Below are 19,458 nucleotides of genomic sequence, written 5' to 3' on the forward strand. Positions count from 1 at the left end.
GCTCCCCGTACGCGTTACGACGTGATCCTGGTGTCTCCGCGCTCCTGGTGAAGGCTGCGCGGCCCTCACCGGATCCCGCGACGAACATCTGACGCGATCCCGCACATCACCACACCTTCACTGGATCGTCGCCGCATCGCGCCGCCCTCAGCTTTCCCCTGTCCGACCCGAAAGGCGCCGGCCGTGCGCACCCATGCCACCACCCACGTTCATCCCCTCCCCCTGTCCACCGTCAGGAACCTGGGCATCCTCGCCCATGTCGACGCGGGCAAGACCACCGTCACCGAGCGCTTCCTGTTCCTGACCGGCGCGATCCACCGGCTCGGCGAGGTCCATGACGGCAACACCGTCACCGACTTCGATCCGCAGGAACGCGACCGCGGAATCACCATCTCCGCGGCAGCGGTCAGCTGCGACTGGAACGGTCACCGCATCAATCTGATCGACACGCCTGGACACATCGACTTCGCCGACGAGGTGGAGCGCGCACTGCGCGTACTCGACGGAGCGGTCGCGGTGTTCGACGCGGTCGCAGGAGTGGAGCCCCAGTCCGAGTCGGTCTGGCGGCAGGCCGACCGTTACGGGGTTCCGCGCATCGCCTTCGTCAACAAGCTGGACCGCACCGGGGCCGACCTCGACACGGCGGTGGCCTCGATCCGCGACCGGCTGCACACCACGCCGCTGGTCGTGCAGCTGCCGGTGGGACGGGAGTCCGGATTCACCGGAGTCGTGGACCTGGTACGGATGCGACTGCTCACCTGGGAGGACGCGTACACCGAACGTCCGGTACCCGAAGGCCTGTTGGCGGAGGCGCAACGCCGGCGTGCCGTACTCGACGAGTCCGTCGCGGGCCTGCACCCGCAGGCCCTGGAGGAGTACGTCCACCACTCCGCGCTCACCGACGCGACACTCGCCGCCGCACTGCGCGCGATCACGCTCGACGCGAACGGCGGCGGCGTGGTGGTGCTGTGCGGATCGGCGTACCGCAACCGCGGCATCGAACCACTGCTCGACGCGGTGACGGCGTACCTGCCCTCGCCGCTCGACGTACCGCCGGTGCCGGGCCGGACCGCCGCGGACCCGACGGAGCCGTTCGCCGGCCTCGTCTTCAAAGTGGCGGCGACCCCGACGGGCCGCCTCACCTACCTGCGCGTGTACGCGGGAACGATTCGGAAGGGGGACCTCGTGCTGGACACGGGCGCGGGCCGCACCGAGCGCATCGGGCGGATCGTACGGGTACAGGCCGACCGGCACGCGGAGGCGGACCTGGCCGTCGCCGGGGACATCGTCGCCGTGGCCGGCGTGAAGGCGGCGCGCGCCGGGGCGACCCTGTGCGCGCCGGACGCACCGCTGCTCCTCGAGCCGGCGGCCGTACCCGATCCGGTCGTCTCGGTCGCACTCGAAGCGGTCCGCAACACGGACACCGGCCGACTGGCCGGCGCACTGGCCCGCCTCACCGAGGAGGACCCGTCGCTCCGGGCGCGGACCGACCCCGAGACCGGCCAGACCCTGCTCTCGGGCATGGGCGAACTCCATCTGGAGGTCGCGGTGGAGAAGCTCCGTCAGGCCCACGCCCTGCAGGTCACGGTCGGCCGACCGCGGGTCTCGTACCGGGAAACCGTCGTACGGGGCGTCTCGGATCTCGTCTACCGGCACGTCAAACAGGACGGCGGGGCAGGGCAGTTCGCCCACATCGTCCTCGATGTCACTCCGTACGACACCGGGCAATTCGCCTTCGATTCGACGGTGACCGGAGGCCGGGTGCCGCGCGAGTTCGTGCGCGCGGTGGAGGCGGGCTGCCGGGACGCGCTGGCCGAGGGGCCGCTGGGCGGGCATCCGGTGACGGGGGTGCGGGTCGTCCTGACGGACGGCTCCACCCACGCCAAGGACTCCTCCGACCTGGCGTTCCGCACGGCGGGCCGACTGGCTCTGCGCGAGGCGCTGCGGTCGAGCACCATGGCGCTCCTGGAACCGGTCGCCGAGGTCACGGTGACCGTGCCCGAGGACGCCGTGGGCTCGGTGCTCGGTGACCTCGCGGCCCGTCGCGGCCGGGTGATGGACTCGACGGTACGGGCTGCTGCGGCCGTGGTCACAGCCACGGTCCCGCTCGCCGAAATGTTCGGCTACGCCTCCCGGCTCCGCAGCCGCACCCAGGGCCGCGGAACCTTCACCACCCGTCCGACGGGGTACGCACCCGCCCCGGACGAGCGGTAGCCACCGGCTGCCGTGACCCGCACTCCACGCAGGTCACGGCAGCTGTACGGTGCGATTCGCTGCGCGGCGGTCCAGGATCTCCAGCGCCCGTCGCGCCCAGCGCAGGTTCTCCTCCTCGAAGGACATGCCGCGCATCAACGTCAGATACGGCCCGATCCGGTCGCTGTCGCGGAGGAAATCCTCCTCGCTCAGGCCGCCCAGAAGGTGGATCCGTACGCGCTCGTAGCGGGCGAGCTTCCCGCGTGCCCAGTCCATGCGCTCCGCGATGTGGCCGCGCACGGCGTCGGCATCACCGACGTCCAGGGCCTGCACCTTCACCAGCAGCTCGTCGCGGGCCGCGGTGGGCCGGGGCTCCTTCGCGGTGAACGCGGCCAGATCCTGCCGGCCGGCCGCGGACAGCGTGAACATCCGCTTGTTCGGCCTGCGGTCCTGTGCCACGACACGCGCCTCGACCAGCCCGTCGGCGGCCAGGCGCTCCAGCTCGCGGTAGAGCTGCTGGGGCGTCGCCGCCCAGAAGTTGGAGACCGAGACGTCGAAGATCTTCGCCAGGTCGTAGCCGGAGGCCTCGCCCTCCAGGAGCGCGCCGAGGACCGCGTACTTCAGAGACATCTGGACACCGTACATCGATGCGATTACTGTCACCCGCACCTATTCAACGAATTGACTACAAGGTGGCGACGATGCACCCCTTCCGCAAGGCCGTCGAGGCGGGCGACCACACCGCGATAGAGGACCTCCTGGCCGAGAATGTCGTGTTCACCAGCCCGGTCGCGTTCAAGCCGTACCCCGGCAAGGCCATGACCGCGGCGATCCTGCGCGGCGTCATCCGCGTCTTCGAGGACTTCCGCTACGTACGGGAGATCAACAGCGCCGACGGCCGCGACCACGCACTCGTCTTCGTGGCGCGTGTGGGCGAGCGCGAGATCAACGGGTGCGACTTCCTTCACATGAACGAGGACGGCCTCATCGACGACTTCACCGTCATGGTCCGCCCGCTGTCGGCGGCCCAGGCGCTGGCCACGGCGATGGGCGCGCAGTTCGAGCAGATCGCACGGGAGGCGCAGGGCGAAGCGTCCTGAAACGCGGAGAACCCCACGTCAGGCGGGGTCTCGGGGCGCCCTTGCACAGCCACCTGTGTGGAAACTGTGAACCACCCGCAGTCGATGTGAGGAAGTCGTCAGGGGTTTGCGGATCCCCTACCGACCTGTTTAGCGTGCAACGTCCGCAGTCAAGCGGAACCGATATCTCCGGAACGCCGAGTCCTGCCGCCGGAGGAATCCAGACACCGACACACCGCACCACGGCAGGAGCGGGGGACCCAGGTAAGCCGCCGCGATCCAGCGATCGCGGCTAGGGGTGAAGTCGTGCAGTGCACGGCCGGGCAACTCCAGCCCGAATCCGACAGCTCACCTCGCAGGCGTAGGAGAGGAACGCAGATTCATGCTGCCCACGAATGACGTGAACGCACCCAGGCCGCGCCGCACCCGTGTCCACCGTCTGGTCGCCGGAATGAGCCTCGCCGGTGTCGGCCTGGCCATCCCGCTGGTCTCCGCCACCGGCGCGAGCGCCGCCCCGGCACAGGCCACGACGACAGCCTCCAGCTCCGCCTCCACCGGCACCGCCACGAGCGCCCCCGCCAAGTACACCGTCGTCGCGGGCGACTGGCTCTCCAGCATCGCCAAGAAGAAGAACGTCACCGGCGGCTGGGAGAAGCTCTACGACCTCAACAAGTCCACGCTGGCCGACGGCCCCAACCACATCTACCCCGGCCAGGTGCTGACCCTCAGCGGAACGGCCACCACCGGCGACAGCTCGTCCAGCACAGGCTCCTCGACGGCTTCGAGCTCTTCGACTTCGTCCGACAGCGGTTCGTCGTCCTCCACCTCGGCCTCGGACAACTCCACCACCCGGACGTCGTCCGACACCTCGACGAGCAGCACGACCGCCACCACGGCCAGCGGCAGCATGGCCTCCGCGATCTCCTTCGCCGAGTCGCAGGTCGGGACCCCTTACGTCTACGGCGGCTCCGACTCCTCCGGCTGGGACTGCTCCGGCCTGACCCAGACCGCCCTCGCCAAGGCCGGCATCTCCATCCCGCGGGTGGCCAACGACCAGGCCGCCGCCAGCACCCATGTCTCGCTCGACTCGCTGCAGGCGGGCGACCTGCTGTTCTGGTCCTCGGACGGCACCGACGCCGGTGTCTACCACGTCGGCATCTACATCGGCGACGGCAAGTTCGTCCAGGCCGCCAACCCGAGCTCGGGCGTCATCTACGACACGATCTCCAACTACACGCCGGACTTCGCTGGCCGCATCGCCTAGTCATCCGGCTTCACCGGCACAAACGTAACGTCGGGTCTGCCGGCCCCTGTTGGGGCCGGCAGACCCGACGTCGTCGCGATACCGCCCTGAAACGCAGAAAACCCCACGTGAAGTGGGGTCTCAGCTGGTGTCCGAGGGGGGACTTGAACCCCCACGCCCGATAAAGGGCACTAGCACCTCAAGCTAGCGCGTCTGCCATTCCGCCACCCGGACAAGGTGTCTGTCGTTCGCGGTGTGTTCCCCGCGGCGACATGGAAAACAATACCAGGGGTTCGGGGTGGGTTTCACCTGCATATCCCGAGGTCACGGACGGCATGAGCAGGGGATCTCGCCGTGTGTTGCCGAACTGTCACGGAGTGTGGCAAATAGCCTTCGGCAGGTGAGCGACACGATCAGCGCGTACCGCCGGCCCCGTCTGCTGTCCCCGGTACGGGAGCACCTCCGGGACAATTTCTGGTTTGCCCCCATGGCCGCGATGGTGCTGGTGATGCTGGCCTGGCTGGCGGCTTCCGCCCTCGACTCGGAGGTGGTGCGGCAGCTTCAGGCCGACGGTGATTTCGACCAGCTCAGCGAGCTGGTGAACGTCACCGAGGACATCAAGCCGGTCATCTCCACCGTGAGCTCCGCGATGATGACCTTCATCGGTGTGGTGTTCTCGATCTCCCTGGTGGCCGTACAGATGGCCAGCGGGCAGTTCAGCCCGCGGGTGGTGCGGATCTTCGTGCGGTCGCGGATCACCAAGTCCACCTTCGCGGTGTTCCTGGCGACCTTCGTGCTGTCGCTGGCTGTGCTGTCGTCGTACGAGAGCGAGACCGATCCGCGGCTGATCGGCACCGTCCCGCTGGTCCAGAGCCTGCTGACGCTGGTCATGGTCGCACTCAGCCTGCTCCTGTTCGTGGCCTATGTGAATGCCACGCTGCGGCTGATGCGAGTGGGACAGGTGGTGGAGCGGATCGCCGGGGAGGCGTTCCGGACGCTGGAGCGCCAGCCCGGTGCGTGGGACCCGGAGTGGGAGCTCCCGGCGGAGTCCGGGGTGGTGCGGTACGCCGGGCGCGCCGGGGTGCTGCGGGATGTGAACATCGCGCGGCTCGTGCTCGTGGCACGCCGTCACAGCTTGGTCGTACGGCTCATTCCCCGCATCGGGGACTTCGTGGTGCCCGGTGCTCCGCTGCTCGCCGTGCACGGCGGGGACGTCCCAGGGCGCGCCTCCATGACCGTGCGGTCCTCGGTATCCGTGGCGGCCGAGCGGACCTTCCATCAGGACCTCGGGTTCGGGCTGCGGCAGCTCGCCGACATCGCGCTGCGGGCCCTGTCCCCCGCGGTGAACGATCCGACCACCGCCGTGCAGTGTCTGGACCGGATCATGCAGCTGCTCGCGGCGGTCGTCTCGCAGCCGCTGGGCGCCGTGCAGCACCGGGATGCGAAGGGCGTCGTACGGCTGGTGCAGCCCGTGCCCGAGTGGAACGACCTGGTGAATCTGGGGTTGGCCGAGGTGCGGGGGTGTGCTGTCGGATCGCCGCAGGTCACGCGGCGGCTGATGGCCGTGCTCGACGATCTGGCGGCGCTGGCGCCCGAGGGGCGCGTGGAGGTGCTGGCGCACCATCGTGAGTTGCTCGTACGGGCCGTGGAGCGGGCTGTTCCCGAGGCCGCGGACCGGGTCTTCGCGCTCTCGCCCGACCATCAGGGCATCGGCTGAGCCGCACGGAGGGCGCCGGTGAGCGACACCCTCCGTGCGACAGGCCCGCGTCTCTACGGAATGAGCTGGTAGTCCGGGAAGTTCCCGGGCAGCCGCTCCCCCTCGGGGCCTTCGGTCACGGCGTGGACGAGAAGTTCGCCGCCGACGAAGGCCCCACGCCAGGAGGCGCCGAGCCCGCCGAAGAGCTCGTCGCGGTCACCGCGTGAGCGGGGCTTCGACTTGCCTATCTTGAAGGCGCGGATCTGCGGGGCGAGGCGTTCGTACGTCGCCGGGTCGTCGGTGGACAGGGTGGCGACCAGCGCCCCGTTCGAGGCGTTCATGGCGGCCAGCAGTTCGGCCTCCGTGTCGACCAGGACGATGGTGTCGACCGGGCCGAAGGGTTCCGCGTGGTGCAGCGGGGAGGAGGGGGGCGGATTGAGGAGGGTCACCGGCTGGAGGTAGGCGCTGGTGTCCTGGCCCTGCAGGAAGCGGCCCTGGTCGGGCGTCGCACGGTGCAGGGGTACGGCGCCGCGGTCGATCGCCTCGGCCACCTGGTCACCGAGTTCCTTGGCCTTGGCCGCGTTGATGAGCGGGCCGAAGTCCAGTTCGGGCAGGGCGTCGTCGGGGTGCTCGACCGCCAGGGGGTGGCCTGTGCGCAGCGAGCGTACGGCCGGCAGGTAGGCGCCCAGGAACTGGTCGAAGGCGCTGCGCTGGACGACGAAGCGGGGGTAGGCGGTGCAGCGCTGCTTGCCGTAGTCGAAGAGCTTGGGGATCACCGAGGAGAGCGCGTCCCAGTCGGTGTAGTTCCAGATGCCCCAGGTATTGAGCCCCTCCTGTTCCAGGATGTGGCGCTTGCCCAGGTCGGCCACGGCGGTGGCGATACGGGCGCCGGTGTCGCGGCCCCCGACGAAGGAGACGCAGCCGATTTCCGGGGAGCGTACGAGGGCTTCGGAAAGCTCGCCGCCGCTGCCGCTCACCAGGGTGACGGGGATGCCTTCGCGCGCTGCGAGGGCGCTGGCCAGGGTGAGGCAGGCGACTCCGCCGTCGGTCGGGGCCTTGGCGATGACCGCGTTGCCGGCCAGGGCCTGCACCAGCATCGCGTGGACCAGGACGGACATGGGGTAGTTCCAGCTGGCGATGTTGGAGACGGGGCCGGCGAGCGGGGTGCGGCCTTCGAGCATGGTCTCGATGCCGTCGACGTACCAGCGCACTCCGTCGATGGCGCGGTCCACGTCGGCCTGGGCGAGGCGCCAGGGCTTGCCGATCTCCCAGACGAGGAGGAGGGCGAGGAGTTCACGGTGTTCGGTCAGGGCGTCGAGGGTGGCCGAGACGCGGGCGCGGCGCTCGGGCAGCGGGATGTGCCGCCAGGCGCGGTGCTGGTCGAGCGAGGCGCGTACCGCCTGCTGGGCGGTGGCGGAGTCGAGGCGCGGCGGGCCCGCGATCGGGCTGCCGTCGACGGGTGAAGTGGCGGGCAGGGCTCGGCCGTCGGCCTGCCATGCGGAGCCCCAGAGGTTGAGGACGCGGTCGTCTCGGAAGGCTTCGGGGGCGACGGCGAGACAGCGCTGCCAGGCGTCGGACCAGGAGGTTCCGGGCTTGATGATGAGGGTGGGTGCCATCGGTACAGTTCTCCGCTCGTGGAGTGGGCGGGGCAGTGTGGGTGGCTCTCACGGCCGTCCTCGCACAGGGCGGCCGTACGGTGAACGTAGTGAGGGGTTGAGGGTCGCGCTATGTAACTGCCGTTAATTGTGGGTGACTTCACGTGCTGCCGCGAGGAGTGCGAGGACCAGCGCGGCGGTTTCGGAGGGGGTCGAGCCCACGGACACACCCGCTGATTCGAGCGCCTCCTTCTTGGCCAGGGCCGTACCCGAGGAACCGGAGACGATCGCCCCCGCGTGCCCCATGGTCTTGCCTTCGGGGGCGGTGAAGCCCGCGATGTAGCCGACGACCGGCTTGGTGACGTGCGCGGCGATGTACGCGGCCGCACGCTCCTCGGCGTCGCCGCCGATCTCGCCGATCAGGACGATCAGCTCGGTGTCGGGATCGTCCTGGAAGGCGGCCAGGCAGTCGATGTGGGTGGTGCCGACGACGGGGTCGCCGCCGATGCCGACCGCCGAGGAGAAGCCGGTCTCGCGGAGTTCGTACATGAGCTGGTAGGTGAGGGTGCCCGATTTGGAGACCAGGCCGATCCGGCCCGGCTTGGTGGCGATGTCGGCGGGGATGATGCCGGCGTTGGACTGCCCGGGGCTGATGAGTCCGGGGCAGTTGGGGCCGATGACGCGGGTTCCCTTCTGCTTCGCGTACGCCTGGAAAACCACGGCGTCGTGGACGGGAATGCCCTCGGTGATGACGACCGCGAGGCCGATCCCCGCGTCGGCCGCCTCCATGACGGCGGCCTTGGCGAAGGGCGGCGGGACGAAGATGACGGTCACGTCCGCGCCGGTGGCGGCCATGCCCTCGGCGACGGAGCCGAAGACGGGGACGGCGCGGTCGTCGAAGTCGACGACCTGGCCGGCCTTGCGAGGATTGACGCCGCCGACGATCTCGGTGCCCGCGGCGAGCATCCGGCGGGTGTGCTTCATGCCTTCGCCGCCGGTCATGCCCTGGACGAGGACCTTGGACTCCTTCGTGAGGAAGATGGCCATCTCTATCGCACTCCCTGGGTCGCGGCGGGGGTTTGGGGGCTTGCCCCCATGAGACAGAACGCGGCCGCCCGGCGGGCCGCGCCGTCCATGGTGGTGGCCTGCTGTACGAGGGGATGGGCGCGGGCGTTCAGGATCGCGCGGCCCTGGGCGGCGTTGTTGCCGTCGAGCCGTACGACCAGCGGCTTGGTCAGGTGAACCGATTCCAGGGCCTGGACGATGCCGTCGGCGACCGCGTCGCAGGCGGTGATGCCGCCGAAGACGTTGACGAGGACGGACCGCACATCGGGGTCGGAGAGGATGACGGAGAGGCCGTCGGCCATGACCTGGGCGGAGGCCCCTCCCCCGATGTCGAGGAAGTTGGCGGGCTCCGCACCGCACCCCGCGACCACGTCGAGGGTGGACATCACCAGGCCCGCGCCATTGCCGATGACACCGACGCGGCCGGCCAGTTTGACGTAGTTGAGGCCCTTGGCCGCCGCGTCCGCCTCCAGCGGGTCGCCGTGCGGATCTGCGTTGTCGGCGTGGCTTGTGCCCCAACGGGCCTGCCGGAAGCTCGCGTTGTCGTCAAGGGTGACCTTGCCGTCGAGGGCGAGGATCCGTCCTCCGGTGGTACGGACGAGCGGGTTCACCTCGACGAGCAGGGCGTCCTCACGGATGAGGACCTGCCAGAGCTGCTGCAGTACGGTCGCGGCCTCCGCGGGGAGCCCGGCCGCTGCCGCGATTGCGGCAGCCTTCTCGGCGGTGATGCCGACGGCCGGGTCGACGGGGATGCGGACGACGGCCTCGGGGCGGGTCGCGGCCACTTCTTCGATGTCCATGCCGCCCTCCGCGGAGGCGATGGCGAGGAAGGTGCCGGCCGCGCGGTCCAGTACGTAACCCACGTAGAACTCGGCGTCGATGTCGACCGGTTGGGCCAGCATGACCTTGCGGACGGTGTGGCCTTTGATGTCCATGCCGAGGATCTGACGGGCGGTGAGTTCCGCCGACGCGGCGTCGGCCGCGAACTTGACGCCGCCCGCCTTGCCCCGGCCACCGGTCTTTACCTGGGCTTTGACGACGACGCTGCCACCGAGCGCTTCGGCCGCCGCCCGCGCCTCACGCGGCGTGGCAACAACTGCCGCGTCCGGCACCGGAATGCCGTGGTCCTTGAAGAGTTCCCTTGCCTGGTGCTCGTACAGATCCATGCCGGCTCCTGACTCGGTCGGAAAAGTGCCGCACGCCCCTGGACACCACCCCTCAAGATGAGGGATAACAAGGTTCATACAGTATTCGTCGACTGTATGCAATGTATCGAACGGAGCTCCAACACCCCTTCCCCAGACCCATGTACACGTAGTGAGGGGCCCTTGACATGACCCAAGCTCTTGAAGGCGTGCGTGTCCTCGACATGACGCACGTACAGTCCGGGCCCTCGGCCACCCAGCTCCTCGCCTGGCTCGGCGCGGACGTGGTGAAGCTGGAGGCACCCTCCGGAGACATCACACGCAAGCAGCTCCGCGACCTCCCGGACGTCGACTCGCTCTACTTCACGATGCTCAACTGCAACAAGCGGAGCATCACCCTCAACACCAAGTCGGAGCGCGGGAAAGAGATCCTGACGGAGCTCATCCGCCGCTCCGATGTGATGGTGGAGAACTTCGGACCCGGTGCCGTCGACCGGATGGGCTTCACCTGGGAGAAGATCCGGGAGATCAACCCGAGGATCATCTACGCCTCCATCAAGGGCTTCGGGGACGGTCCGTACACCAACTTCAAGGCGTACGAGGTCGTCGCGCAGGCCATGGGCGGCTCGATGACATCGACCGGCTTCGCGGACGGCCCGCCGATGGCGACCGGCGCGCAGATCGGGGACTCGGGTACGGGAATCCACGCGGTGGCCGGCATCCTCGCCGCTCTCTTCCAGCGCGAGAACACCGGGCGCGGGCAGCGCGTCAACGTGGCCATGCAGCACGCCGTGCTCAACCTCTGCCGGGTGAAGCTGCGCGATCAGCAGCGGCTGGCGCACGGCCCCCTGGCGGAGTACCCCAACGAGGACTTCGGCGACGAGGTGCCGCGTTCGGGCAACGCGAGCGGCGGCGGGCAGCCGGGCTGGGCGGTCAGGTGCGCGCCCGGCGGACCCAACGACTACGTCTACGTCATCGTCCAGCCCGTCGGCTGGCAGCCCATCAGCGAACTGATCGGGCGGCCCGAGCTGGCCAAGGACCCCGACTGGGCGACGCCGGAGGCCCGGCTGCCCAAACTGCCCAAGATGTTCCAGCTCATCGAGGAGTGGTCGTCGACCCTCCCCAAGTGGGAGGTCCTGGAGAAGCTCAACGCCCACAACGTCCCCTGCGGACCGATCCTCTCCACCAAGGAGATCATCGAGGACGCCTCACTGGCCGCCCAGGAGATCGTCGTCGAGGTCCAGCACCCCGAGCGTGGCACCTTCACCACCGTCGGCTCCCCGCTGAAGCTCTCCGACTCCCCCGTCGAGGTCCTCACCTCGCCGCTGCTCGGTGAGCACAACGCGGAGGTGTACGTCGGCGAACTCGGCCTGGGCGACGAGGAACTGCGCCTGCTGAAGACGGACGGAGTCATCTGATGCCTCTGCCCGCAACAGCACGGCCCGACAGAGCGGCGGTACGTGCCGTGCTCGACGCCGCTCTCACCGAAGGCCGCAGCGCCCTCACCGCGCCCGAGGCCAAACGGATCGCGGACGCGTACGACATCCCGGTCCCGGCCGAGGCGCTCGCCGAGTGCGCGGACGAGGCGGTGGCCCTTGCCGACCGGATCGGCTTCCCGGTCGCGCTGAAGATCGTCTCCCCCGAGATCGTGCACAAGACGGACGCGGGCGGAGTGCGGATCGGTGTGACCTCGCACGCCGAGGTACGGGCCGCCTTCACCACGATCGTCGCCAACGCCCGTCGCCACGACCCGGCTGCCGCCATCCTCGGCGTCCAGGTCCAGCAGATGGTGCCGGCCGGGACCGAGGTCATCGTCGGCACGGTCACCGACCCGACCTTCGGCAAGATCGTCGCCTTCGGGCTCGGCGGGGTGCTGGTGGAGGTGCTGAAGGACATCACCTTCCGGCTCGCCCCCGCATCCGAGGACGACGCGCTGTCGATGCTGGACTCGATCCGGGCCGCGGAGGTGCTTCGCGGTGTCCGGGGCGGGGCGGCCGTCGACCGCACGACGCTCTCCCATCTGATCGTCGGGGTCTCGCAGCTCGCCGCCGACTTCCCCGAGATCGCGGAGATCGATCTCAACCCGGTCTTCGCGTCGGCGGACGGGGTGATGGCCGCCGACGTACGGATCCTGCTCGGCGGGGAGCCGGCCGCGCCCCGGCGCTCGTACAGCCGCGAAGAGATCCTCACCTCGATGCGCCGGCTGATGCAGCCGCGCTCGGTCGCCGTCATCGGCGCCTCCAACGAGGAGGGGAAGATCGGCAATTCGGTCATGAAGAACCTGGTCGCCGGGGGATTTCCGGGAGATATCCACCCGGTGAACCGCAAGGCCGACGACATACTCGGCCGTAAGGCTTACAAGAGCGTCATGGATGTTCCTGGTGAGCCTGATGTGGCGGTCTTCGCGATCCCCGCGCAGTTCGTCGCGGCCGCTCTCGAAGAGGTCGGCCGCAAGGGGATACCGAACGCCGTCCTCATCCCGTCCGGCTTCGCCGAGACCGGTGAACACGCGCTGCAGGACGAGCTCGTGACCATCGCCGAGCGGTACGGAGTGCGGCTGCTCGGCCCGAACATCTACGGCTACTACTCGACGTGGCACGACCTCTGCGCCACGTTCTGCACGCCGTACGACGTCAGGGGCGGTGTCGCCCTGACCTCGCAGTCCGGCGGCATCGGGATGGCCATCCTCGGCTTCGCCCGGTCCACCAAGACCGGGGTGTCGGCCATCGTCGGCCTCGGCAACAAGTCGGACCTGGACGAGGACGACCTGCTGACCTGGTTCGGCGAGGACCCCAACACCCAGTGCATCGCGATGCATCTGGAGGACCTCAAGGACGGGCGCGCCTTCGTCGAGGCGGCGAGGGCGACCGTGCCGAAGAAGCCGGTCGTGGTCCTCAAGGCGGGCCGCACCAGCGCCGGCGCGAAGGCGGCGGGCTCGCACACCGGCGCGCTGGCCGGTGACGACGCCGTGTACGAGGACATCCTCAAACAGGCCGGGGTGATCCGGGCGCCGGGTCTCAACGAGATGCTGGAGTACGCGCGGGCACTGCCCGTGCTGCCCACCCCCAAGGGCGACAACGTCGTGATCATCACGGGGGCCGGCGGCTCCGGGGTGCTGCTCTCGGACGCGATCGTCGACAACGGGCTCTCGCTGATGGAGATCCCGGACGACCTGGACGCCGCCTTCAAGGCGTTCATCCCGCCCTTCGGGGCCGCGGGCAACCCGATCGACATCACGGGCGGCGAGCCCCCGTCGACGTACGAGGCGACGATCCGCCTGGGTCTTGAGGACCCGCGCATCCACTCCCTGGTCCTCGGTTACTGGCACACGATCGTCACTCCCCCGATGGTCTTCGCGGAGCTGACGGCGCGTGTGGTGGCGGAGTTCCGGGCGCGCGGCATCGAGAAGCCGGTGGTGGCGTCCCTGGCGGGCGACATCGAGGTCGAAGAAGCCTGCCAGTACCTCTTCGAACGAGGGGTCGTGGCCTATCCGTACACGACCGAGAAGCCGGTGGCCGCACTGGGCGCCAAGTACAGGTGGGCCCGCGCCGCAGGTCTGTTGGGAGGCGGCACATGAGCTGAGGGGTGGCCGGTCCCCACCGGGACCGGCCACTCCCGCTTCACGCGCACATGCGAAAGGCATTGGACAGGGGGCGCTGGCCAGCTCTTTCGACACATAGGAGTGCGAAACCGACATGACCACCACATCGATCACCACACCCGTTCCGTTCCGCGAAGTGAAGGACGTGAACGGCCGGGTGTACCGGCTCGGCGAGACCGACCGGCACATCATGGGACGACCACGCTGGACCATGGTGCTCTTCCCATGGATGGGAATGCTGGGCATCAGTTCCTCGGAGTACGCCTTCACGTCCGCCGAGGAGACGCTCCACGACGCGCATCTGTGGAACAGCGGACACATCTTCTGGCTGATGGGCGTCTGGATCTTCTTCCAGGCCGCTGTGGCCTTCCCGGCGGGGCAGTTGCGCGAGAGCGGGCGGCTGCCCGCCAGGAGCGCGATGATGCTGGGCGCGCTCGGGACCGTACTGGGCTATGTGTCACTGGCGTACGCGCCACATGTGGCCGTCGCCTACCTCGGCTTCGGGATGTTCAGCGGCATAGGCGCCGGCCTGGTCTACGCGACCTGCGTGAACATGGTCGGCAAGTGGTACCCGGAGCGCAAGGGCGGCAAGACCGGCATGGTCAACGGCGGTTTCGCCTATGGCTCGGTGCCCTTCGTCTTCCTCTTCACCTCGTACATGGACCTCTCGAACTACGAGACCGTGCTGGTCATGGTCGGCGTGACCTGCTGTGCCGTCGTCGCGGTCGCCGGCTGGTTCTTCAAGGACCCGCCGAAGAACTGGTGGCCCGCGCACGTCGACCCGCTGAAGGTCTCCGACGACCCCCGGATCGTCCGGGCGCTGGCGAAGAACCCGCCGGCGATCAAGCAGTACACCCCGCGGGAAGCGGCCAGGACACCCCTGCTGTGGATGATGTGGTTCTGCCTGCTCTGCACGGCCGGCATCAACATCTTCGGCATCGCCATGCAGGTGCCGTTCGGCAAGGAAATGGGATTCGCCGGCGGGATCGTGGCGACCGCGATGTCGCTCAAGGCAATCGTGAACGGCACGGGCCGCGGTGTCATCGGCTGGATCTCCGACAAGTACGGCCGGCGCAACACTCTGATCATCGTCTGCATCGTGCTGGGAGCGGCGCAGTTCGGGGTCTTCTTCTCCGGGGACATGGGCTCGATGCCCTTCTTCCTGTTCTGCTCGATGGTCTCCGGCTTCGGCGGCGGCGCCATCTTCCCCCTGTTCGCGGCCATGACCGCGGACTACTTCGGCGAGAACAACAACGCATCCAACTACGGCTTGGTCTACAGCTCCAAGCTGATCTCCGGCCTCGTCGGCTCCGGCATGGGTGCCGTGGCCGTCGGCGCCTGGGGCTACGGCGGCGCCTTCGCGTTCGCCGGTTGCCTCGGACTCGGATCAGCTGTGCTCGCACTCTTCCTCAAGGCTCCAGGACGCCCGCAGCCGCAGGTCAAGCGGCGCCTCCAGCCGAACCCGCAACCGCTTGGCGAGGAGATGGCCTGAGATGACAACGGAAAACATCACCACGAAGACCGCACAGACAACCACCGGCCGGGACTACCGCGAGGTCAAGGACGCGCGCGGCCGTGTCTACCGGGTCGGGGAGAGCGACCGCCAGATCCTGGGCCGGCCACGCTGGACGATGGTGGCGCTGCCCTGGGCGGCGATGCTCGCCATCAGCGTCTTCGAGTACGCCTTCGGATCGGCGGAGGACACCCTCTCCGAAGCGAAGCACTGGACGTCCTCCAACACCTTCTGGGTGCTGAGCGTCTGGATCTTCTTCCAGGCAGCGGTCTCCTTCCCGACCGGAAAGCTCCGCGAGAAGGGCATACTCACCAGCCGGTCCGCCATGCTGATCGGCTCGGTGCTCTCCCTGCTGGGGTTCGTCAGCCTCAGCCACGCGCCCAACATCACCTTCGCGCTCATCGGCTTCGGATTCTTCGGCGGTACGGGGTCCGGGCTGATCTACTCGACCTGCGTCAACATGGTCGGCAAGTGGTACCCGGAGCGCAAGGGCGGCAAGACAGGCCTGGTCAACGGGGCGTTCGCCTACGGGGCGGTCCCGTTCATCTTCCTCTTCCAGTACGGCTTCAACACCTCGAACTACCGGACCGTGCTCGACCTGGTCGGCTTCTACGTACTCGCCGTGACCCTGGTGGCCGGGATGTTCTTCAAGGACCCGCCGAAGAACTGGTGGCCGGCCGAGGTGGACCCGCTGAACACCGCAGCCGACGTGAAGATCGCGACGGCGATGGCCAAGAACCCGCCCGCGGTACGGCAGTTCACCCCGGGTGAGGCGCTGAAGACCGGAGTCATCCCGCTGATGTGGTTCTGCATGCTGTGCTGTGCGGGCGTCTCCATCTTCGGGATCTCCTTCCAGGTTCCGTACGCCAAGGACATCGGCTTCGGCCCGCTCATCGCGGCCTCCTCGATGGGTGTCATGTCGGTGATCAACGGCACCGGCCGCGGAGTCGTCGGCTGGCTCTCCGACCGGCTGGGCCGGCAGCGCACCCTTACCTACGTCTGCCTGACCCTGGCGGTCGCACAGTTCGGGGTGCTGTGGGCGGGCGATGTCCGCAGCGAGTGGCTGTTCCTCGTCTTCGCGTTCGTGTCCGGCTTCGCGGGCGGGGCCTTCTATCCACTCTTCGCGGCACTGGTCCCGGACTACTTCGGCGAGAACAACAACGCATCCAACTACGGAATGGTCTACAGCGCCAAGCTGGTGAGCGGTCTGTTCGGCGGCGGGCTCGGCGCGATGGTCGTGGACTCATGGGGCTATGACGGGGCCTATGCGATGGCCGGCGGGGTGTCACTGGTCGCCGCGACCCTCTCGTTGCTGCTGCGACAGCCCCGGGAGGAGAGGGCGGTCCCCGTTCCCGCGTAACAGGATTGCGGTGAGTACATGCTGAGGGGGGCCCGGCCTGATGGCCGGGCCCCCCTCAGTTGCGTGTGCGCGGTGGGAGGACGGTCAGCACTTCTCGCGCAGGGCGGCCAGGTGGTCGTAGCCGATCTTCGCGTGCTTCAGGGACTGACCCAGGTCGGTGGAGCTGGGTGCGTTGTCCTGCTCGACCATCGGGTTGCGGTAGTTCTTCTCACCGACCCTGCTGAGGAACGTGGTGTAGTCGATGACGCCGGTGCCGAACGGCACCATGTCGTAGCCCATCCCGTTGGTGTCGTTACGGGTGCCGTCCTTGGCGTGGAAGAGCGGGTAGCGCTTGTTGTGGGCGCGGACCAGGGCGGCCGGGTCGAAGACCTTCTCCCGGGTGGAGCCGTCGAGGGCGGTGTAGGTGTGGAACTTGTACTGCGCGACGTGCGCCCAGAAGATGTCCATCTCCAGCCACACGGTCCTCGGGTCGCTGACCTTGAGGAAGTACTCCAGCTTACGGACGCCGGAGCTGCGGGTGGGACGGCCCTGGGCGTCGAGCGGGCCGCCGTCGAGCAGGAAGCCGTACGCCGCGTCGTGATTGTGGGTGTAGAGCTTGAGCCCCGCGCGGTGCGCGATGTCGCCCAGTGCGTTCCACTTGTCGGCGGCCACGTCCCAGTCGGCCTTGTAGTCGCTGCCGGTGGGGTCGCCGCCGGTGCCCACGTGGTCCATCCCGAGGATGGAGGCGATCTCCAGGTGCTTCTTGAAGGTGTCGGTGTCGGGCTGGTTGAGCGGCCAGGAGCCGGGGATGAAGCCGTGGTTGCCCTGGGCGCGCAGCCCGTACTCGTCCAGCCAGGAGCGCAGCAGTCTGGCGCCCTCCACGGATTCGAGGTTGGCGCCGCCGGGGGCGTTGGCGTGCTGCCCGTAGCCGGCGAACTCGACCTGCTTGTAGCCGTATCGGGCCAGCTCCTTGAAGACCTCACGGAAGCCGGAGGGCAGGTCGCTGGAGAGCGGGTCGCGGCCTGTCGCGTCGCGCACGGTGTAGAGGATGATGCCGCGCTTGGTGGCGGGCACGAGGGTGTTGCGGCCCTTTCCGTGGCCGTGGCTGTGTCCTTGGCCTTGCTGTGACTGCGACTGGGCGAAGGCCGGTGATGCGCCGAACACCGGTGCGGCGATCGCGCCGGCGGCCGCGGCGGTGCAGGTGGTGAGGAAGTTACGGCGGTTGATGCCGAGGCGTTGTCTGAGGGACTCGGCGGGCTGGTCGTGGAAGTTGCTCACGGATGCCTCTTTTCGGCGTGCGGGGCGGGCGCCACCGGGGCGTTGTCAGTGGCGCGTGCTTCACTTTCCGTAACTGCTTCTCCGTCGGGTCGGGCGAGGCCCGCCAGGCCGAGGAGCAGGGACTTCACATCGGTGGCCGGTACGCGGCCACCGACGGCGCGGGGGGTGGAGCAGATGATGAGCGGACCTGTCTCGTCGCTCAGGGGGAGGCGGCCGTGGCTGCCGCGGATAGGCGAGGGGTCCAGGGGGACCACGGCCATCCGGTAGCGCATACCGAGCTTCTTGCGGGCCAGGGCCTTGGCGGCCTTGAGTTTCACGTACGGGTCGAGGGGGTCGAGGAAGAGCTCGACCGGGTCGTAGCCGGGTTTGCGGTGGATCTCGACAAGCTGCGCGAAGTCGGGGGCGCGGGCGTCGTCGAGCCAGTAGTAGTACGTGAACCAGGCGTCGGGGTCGGCGACGGCGACCAGTTCGCCGGAGCGGGGGTGGTCGAGGCCGTGCGCCTTCTTGCCCTCGTCGTCGAGGAGTTGCTCGATGCCCTTGAGGTCGCGGAGCGCCTCACGGGTGGCTTCGAGGTCCTCGGGGCGGCGGACGTAGACATGGGCGATCTGGTGGTCGGCGACGGCGAAGGCCCTGGACGTCATCGGGTCGAGATACTCCATGCCTTCCTGGGTGTGGACCTCCAGGAGGCCGGCCCTGCGCAGTGCCCGGTTGATGTCGACGGGGCGGCTGACGGGGGTGATTCCGTACTCGGAGAGGGCGACGACGGTACGGCCCTCGGCCTTGGCGTCGTCGAGGAGCGGGGCCAGGGCGGCGTCCAGGTCGGCGGCCGCCTGGAGGGAGCGCGGGTCGTCGGGGCCGTACCGCTGGAGGTCGTAGTCCAGGTGCGGGAGGTAGCAGAGCGCCAGGTCGGGGCTGCGGGTGGTGATGATGTGGCGGGTGGCGTCCACGATCCACTGGGAGGAGACGAGGTCGGCTCCCGGGCCCCAGAAGTGGAAGAGGGGGAACGTGCCGAATTTGTCGGTGAGTTCGTCGTGGAGGGCGGGGGGCCTGGTGTAGCAGTCGGGTTCTTTGCGCCCGTCGGCGTAGTAGACGGGGCGGGGGGTGACGGTGAAGTCGGTGTCGGCGCCCATCGCGTACCACCAGCAGATGTTCGCGACGGTGTAGCCGGGGTGCACCCGGCGGGCGGCGTCCCAGATCTTGTCGCCCTCGACGAGGCCGTTGTGCTGGCGCCAGAGGAGGACCTCGCCGATATCGCGGAAGTACCAGCCGTTGCCGACGATGCCGTGCTCGGCCGGGGTGGTGCCGGTGAGGAAGGTGGACTGGGCGGCGCAGGTGACGGCGGGCAGGACGGTGCCGAGCGGGGCCTGGGAGCCGGACTGGGCGAGGGTCTTGAGGCGGGGCATGTGGTCGAGAAGCCGGGGGGTGAGGCCGACGACGTCCAGGACGAGAAGCGGGGTCGGGCCGGTCATGGGAGCTCCTTCAGTCCGAGGTCGGTCAGCAGGTCACGGGCGAGGGTGAGTTCGGCGGCGATCCCGTCGGCGAGCTGGGCGCGGCTGCGCGGGCGCAGTTCGGCGGGGAGCGCCTGCCAGGTGTAGGTCTCGACCTCGAGATGGCGGGTCCGCGGCCGCTCACCGCCGACCAGCCGGGTCAGCGTGTCCTGGAGCACGGGGAGCGTCGAGCTGAGCGGTGGGGCGGGCGGGGCGTGCAAGGG

14 protein-coding genes, 1 tRNA gene, 1 pseudogene and 1 riboswitch are annotated in these 19,458 nt (G+C 68.9%); of the genes and pseudogenes, 8 read left to right on the forward strand and 8 right to left on the reverse strand.

The window, feature by feature from the left end; genetic code table 11:
* The first annotated feature begins 183 nt into the window (after nt 1-183).
* Nucleotides 184-2,214, forward strand: coding sequence for an elongation factor G (fusA, locus tag J0695_RS12910; RefSeq protein WP_206962132.1), 2,031 nt, complete (start codon nt 184-186; stop codon nt 2,212-2,214).
* A gap of 33 nt (nt 2,215-2,247) precedes the next feature.
* Here fusA and J0695_RS12915 read toward each other — a convergent pair whose 3' ends face one another.
* Nucleotides 2,248-2,823, reverse strand: a complete 576-nt coding sequence (locus J0695_RS12915; RefSeq protein ID WP_206962133.1) for a PadR family transcriptional regulator — start codon at nt 2,821-2,823, stop codon at nt 2,248-2,250.
* A gap of 71 nt (nt 2,824-2,894) precedes the next feature.
* On the opposite strand from J0695_RS12915, the gene J0695_RS12920 reads away from it, so the two are divergent.
* Entirely contained in the window at nt 2,895-3,293 is a 399-nt protein-coding gene (locus J0695_RS12920; RefSeq protein ID WP_206962134.1) for a nuclear transport factor 2 family protein, read from the forward strand.
* Between the two features lie 202 nt (nt 3,294-3,495).
* Nucleotides 3,496-3,649: riboswitch (cyclic di-AMP (ydaO/yuaA leader) on the forward strand.
* A gap of 5 nt (nt 3,650-3,654) precedes the next feature.
* Entirely contained in the window at nt 3,655-4,536 is an 882-nt protein-coding gene (locus J0695_RS12925; RefSeq protein WP_206962135.1) for a LysM peptidoglycan-binding domain-containing C40 family peptidase, read from the forward strand.
* A 125-nt stretch (nt 4,537-4,661) separates the two neighbouring features.
* On the opposite strand, the gene J0695_RS12930 is transcribed toward J0695_RS12925, so the two are convergent.
* Nucleotides 4,662-4,749 (reverse strand) — tRNA-Leu (locus J0695_RS12930).
* Nucleotides 4,750-4,915: 166 nt separating this feature from the next.
* Here J0695_RS12930 and J0695_RS12935 point away from each other — a divergent pair.
* Nucleotides 4,916-6,232: a DUF2254 domain-containing protein gene (locus J0695_RS12935; protein ID WP_206962136.1), complete on the forward strand. Its 1,317-nt coding sequence runs from the start codon at nt 4,916-4,918 to the stop codon at nt 6,230-6,232.
* Between the two features lie 53 nt (nt 6,233-6,285).
* Here J0695_RS12935 and J0695_RS12940 read toward each other — a convergent pair whose 3' ends face one another.
* The 3 genes from J0695_RS12940 to sucC form a co-directional block, all read right to left on the reverse strand.
* The gene (locus J0695_RS12940) at nt 6,286-7,827 is read right to left on the reverse strand and encodes an aldehyde dehydrogenase family protein (RefSeq protein ID WP_206962137.1); all 1,542 of its coding nucleotides are present in this window, start codon (nt 7,825-7,827) and stop codon (nt 6,286-6,288) included.
* Between the two features lie 123 nt (nt 7,828-7,950).
* Nucleotides 7,951-8,853 (reverse strand): succinate--CoA ligase subunit alpha, encoded by a 903-nt coding sequence (gene sucD, locus J0695_RS12945; RefSeq protein ID WP_206962138.1) that lies wholly within the window; start codon nt 8,851-8,853, stop codon nt 7,951-7,953.
* A 2-nt stretch (nt 8,854-8,855) separates the two neighbouring features.
* On the reverse strand, nt 8,856-10,037 hold the full coding sequence (gene sucC, locus J0695_RS12950; protein ID WP_206962139.1) for an ADP-forming succinate--CoA ligase subunit beta: 1,182 nt from the start codon (nt 10,035-10,037) through the stop codon (nt 8,856-8,858).
* Nucleotides 10,038-10,204: 167 nt separating this feature from the next.
* Between sucC and frc the strand changes: the two genes are divergently transcribed.
* The 4 genes from frc (at nt 10,205) to J0695_RS12970 (ending at nt 16,490) form a co-directional block, all read left to right on the forward strand.
* A complete protein-coding gene (gene frc / locus J0695_RS12955) occupies nt 10,205-11,434 on the forward strand; it encodes a formyl-CoA transferase (RefSeq protein ID WP_206962140.1) in 1,230 nt (409 codons plus the stop codon).
* Nucleotides 11,434-13,593: an acetate--CoA ligase family protein gene (locus J0695_RS12960; RefSeq protein WP_206962141.1), complete on the forward strand. Its 2,160-nt coding sequence runs from the start codon at nt 11,434-11,436 to the stop codon at nt 13,591-13,593. Before frc ends, J0695_RS12960 begins: the two co-directional genes overlap by 1 nt.
* 118 nt (nt 13,594-13,711) lie before the next feature.
* Nucleotides 13,712-15,109, forward strand: a complete 1,398-nt coding sequence (locus J0695_RS12965) for an OFA family MFS transporter (protein WP_206962142.1) — start codon at nt 13,712-13,714, stop codon at nt 15,107-15,109.
* Between the two features lies 1 nt (nt 15,110).
* Nucleotides 15,111-16,490, forward strand: coding sequence for an OFA family MFS transporter (locus J0695_RS12970; RefSeq protein WP_206962143.1), 1,380 nt, complete (start codon nt 15,111-15,113; stop codon nt 16,488-16,490).
* Nucleotides 16,491-16,574: 84 nt separating this feature from the next.
* Here the strand turns inward: J0695_RS12970 and J0695_RS12975 are convergent, their stop codons facing one another.
* The 3 genes and pseudogenes from J0695_RS12975 to J0695_RS12985 all read right to left on the reverse strand — a co-directional run.
* Entirely contained in the window at nt 16,575-17,747 is a 1,173-nt protein-coding gene (locus J0695_RS12975; RefSeq protein ID WP_206962144.1) for a sugar phosphate isomerase/epimerase family protein, read from the reverse strand.
* Nucleotides 17,744-19,216 carry an alkaline phosphatase family protein gene (locus tag J0695_RS12980; RefSeq protein ID WP_206962145.1) on the reverse strand — a complete coding sequence of 491 codons (1,473 nt, stop codon included), beginning with the start codon at nt 19,214-19,216 and terminating at the stop codon, nt 17,744-17,746. Before J0695_RS12980 ends, J0695_RS12975 begins: the two co-directional genes overlap by 4 nt.
* A pseudogene (locus J0695_RS12985) lies at nt 19,213-19,458 on the reverse strand (metabolite traffic protein EboE); the annotation flags it as partial. The pseudogene J0695_RS12985 and the gene J0695_RS12980, both read right to left, overlap by 4 nt.

Origin of the sequence: Streptomyces beijiangensis (assembly GCF_017315755.1) — a bacterium.
Taxonomy (GTDB): domain Bacteria; phylum Actinomycetota; class Actinomycetes; order Streptomycetales; family Streptomycetaceae; genus Streptomyces; species Streptomyces beijiangensis.

Coding starts and splice junctions, on each gene's coding strand:
- J0695_RS12920 (WP_206962134.1), top strand. CDS start 2,895: ATGCACCCCTTCCGCAAGGCCGTCGAGGCGGGCGACCACACCGCGATA.
- frc (WP_206962140.1), top strand. CDS start 10,205: ATGACCCAAGCTCTTGAAGGCGTGCGTGTCCTCGACATGACGCACGTA.
- J0695_RS12980 (WP_206962145.1), bottom strand. CDS start 19,216: ATGACCGGCCCGACCCCGCTTCTCGTCCTGGACGTCGTCGGCCTCACC.
- J0695_RS12915 (WP_206962133.1), bottom strand. CDS start 2,823: ATGTCTCTGAAGTACGCGGTCCTCGGCGCGCTCCTGGAGGGCGAGGCC.
- J0695_RS12925 (WP_206962135.1), top strand. CDS start 3,655: ATGCTGCCCACGAATGACGTGAACGCACCCAGGCCGCGCCGCACCCGT.
- J0695_RS12940 (WP_206962137.1), bottom strand. CDS start 7,827: ATGGCACCCACCCTCATCATCAAGCCCGGAACCTCCTGGTCCGACGCC.
- sucD (WP_206962138.1), bottom strand. CDS start 8,853: ATGGCCATCTTCCTCACGAAGGAGTCCAAGGTCCTCGTCCAGGGCATG.
- J0695_RS12965 (WP_206962142.1), top strand. CDS start 13,712: ATGACCACCACATCGATCACCACACCCGTTCCGTTCCGCGAAGTGAAG.
- J0695_RS12970 (WP_206962143.1), top strand. CDS start 15,111: ATGACAACGGAAAACATCACCACGAAGACCGCACAGACAACCACCGGC.
- J0695_RS12960 (WP_206962141.1), top strand. CDS start 11,434: ATGCCTCTGCCCGCAACAGCACGGCCCGACAGAGCGGCGGTACGTGCC.
- sucC (WP_206962139.1), bottom strand. CDS start 10,037: ATGGATCTGTACGAGCACCAGGCAAGGGAACTCTTCAAGGACCACGGC.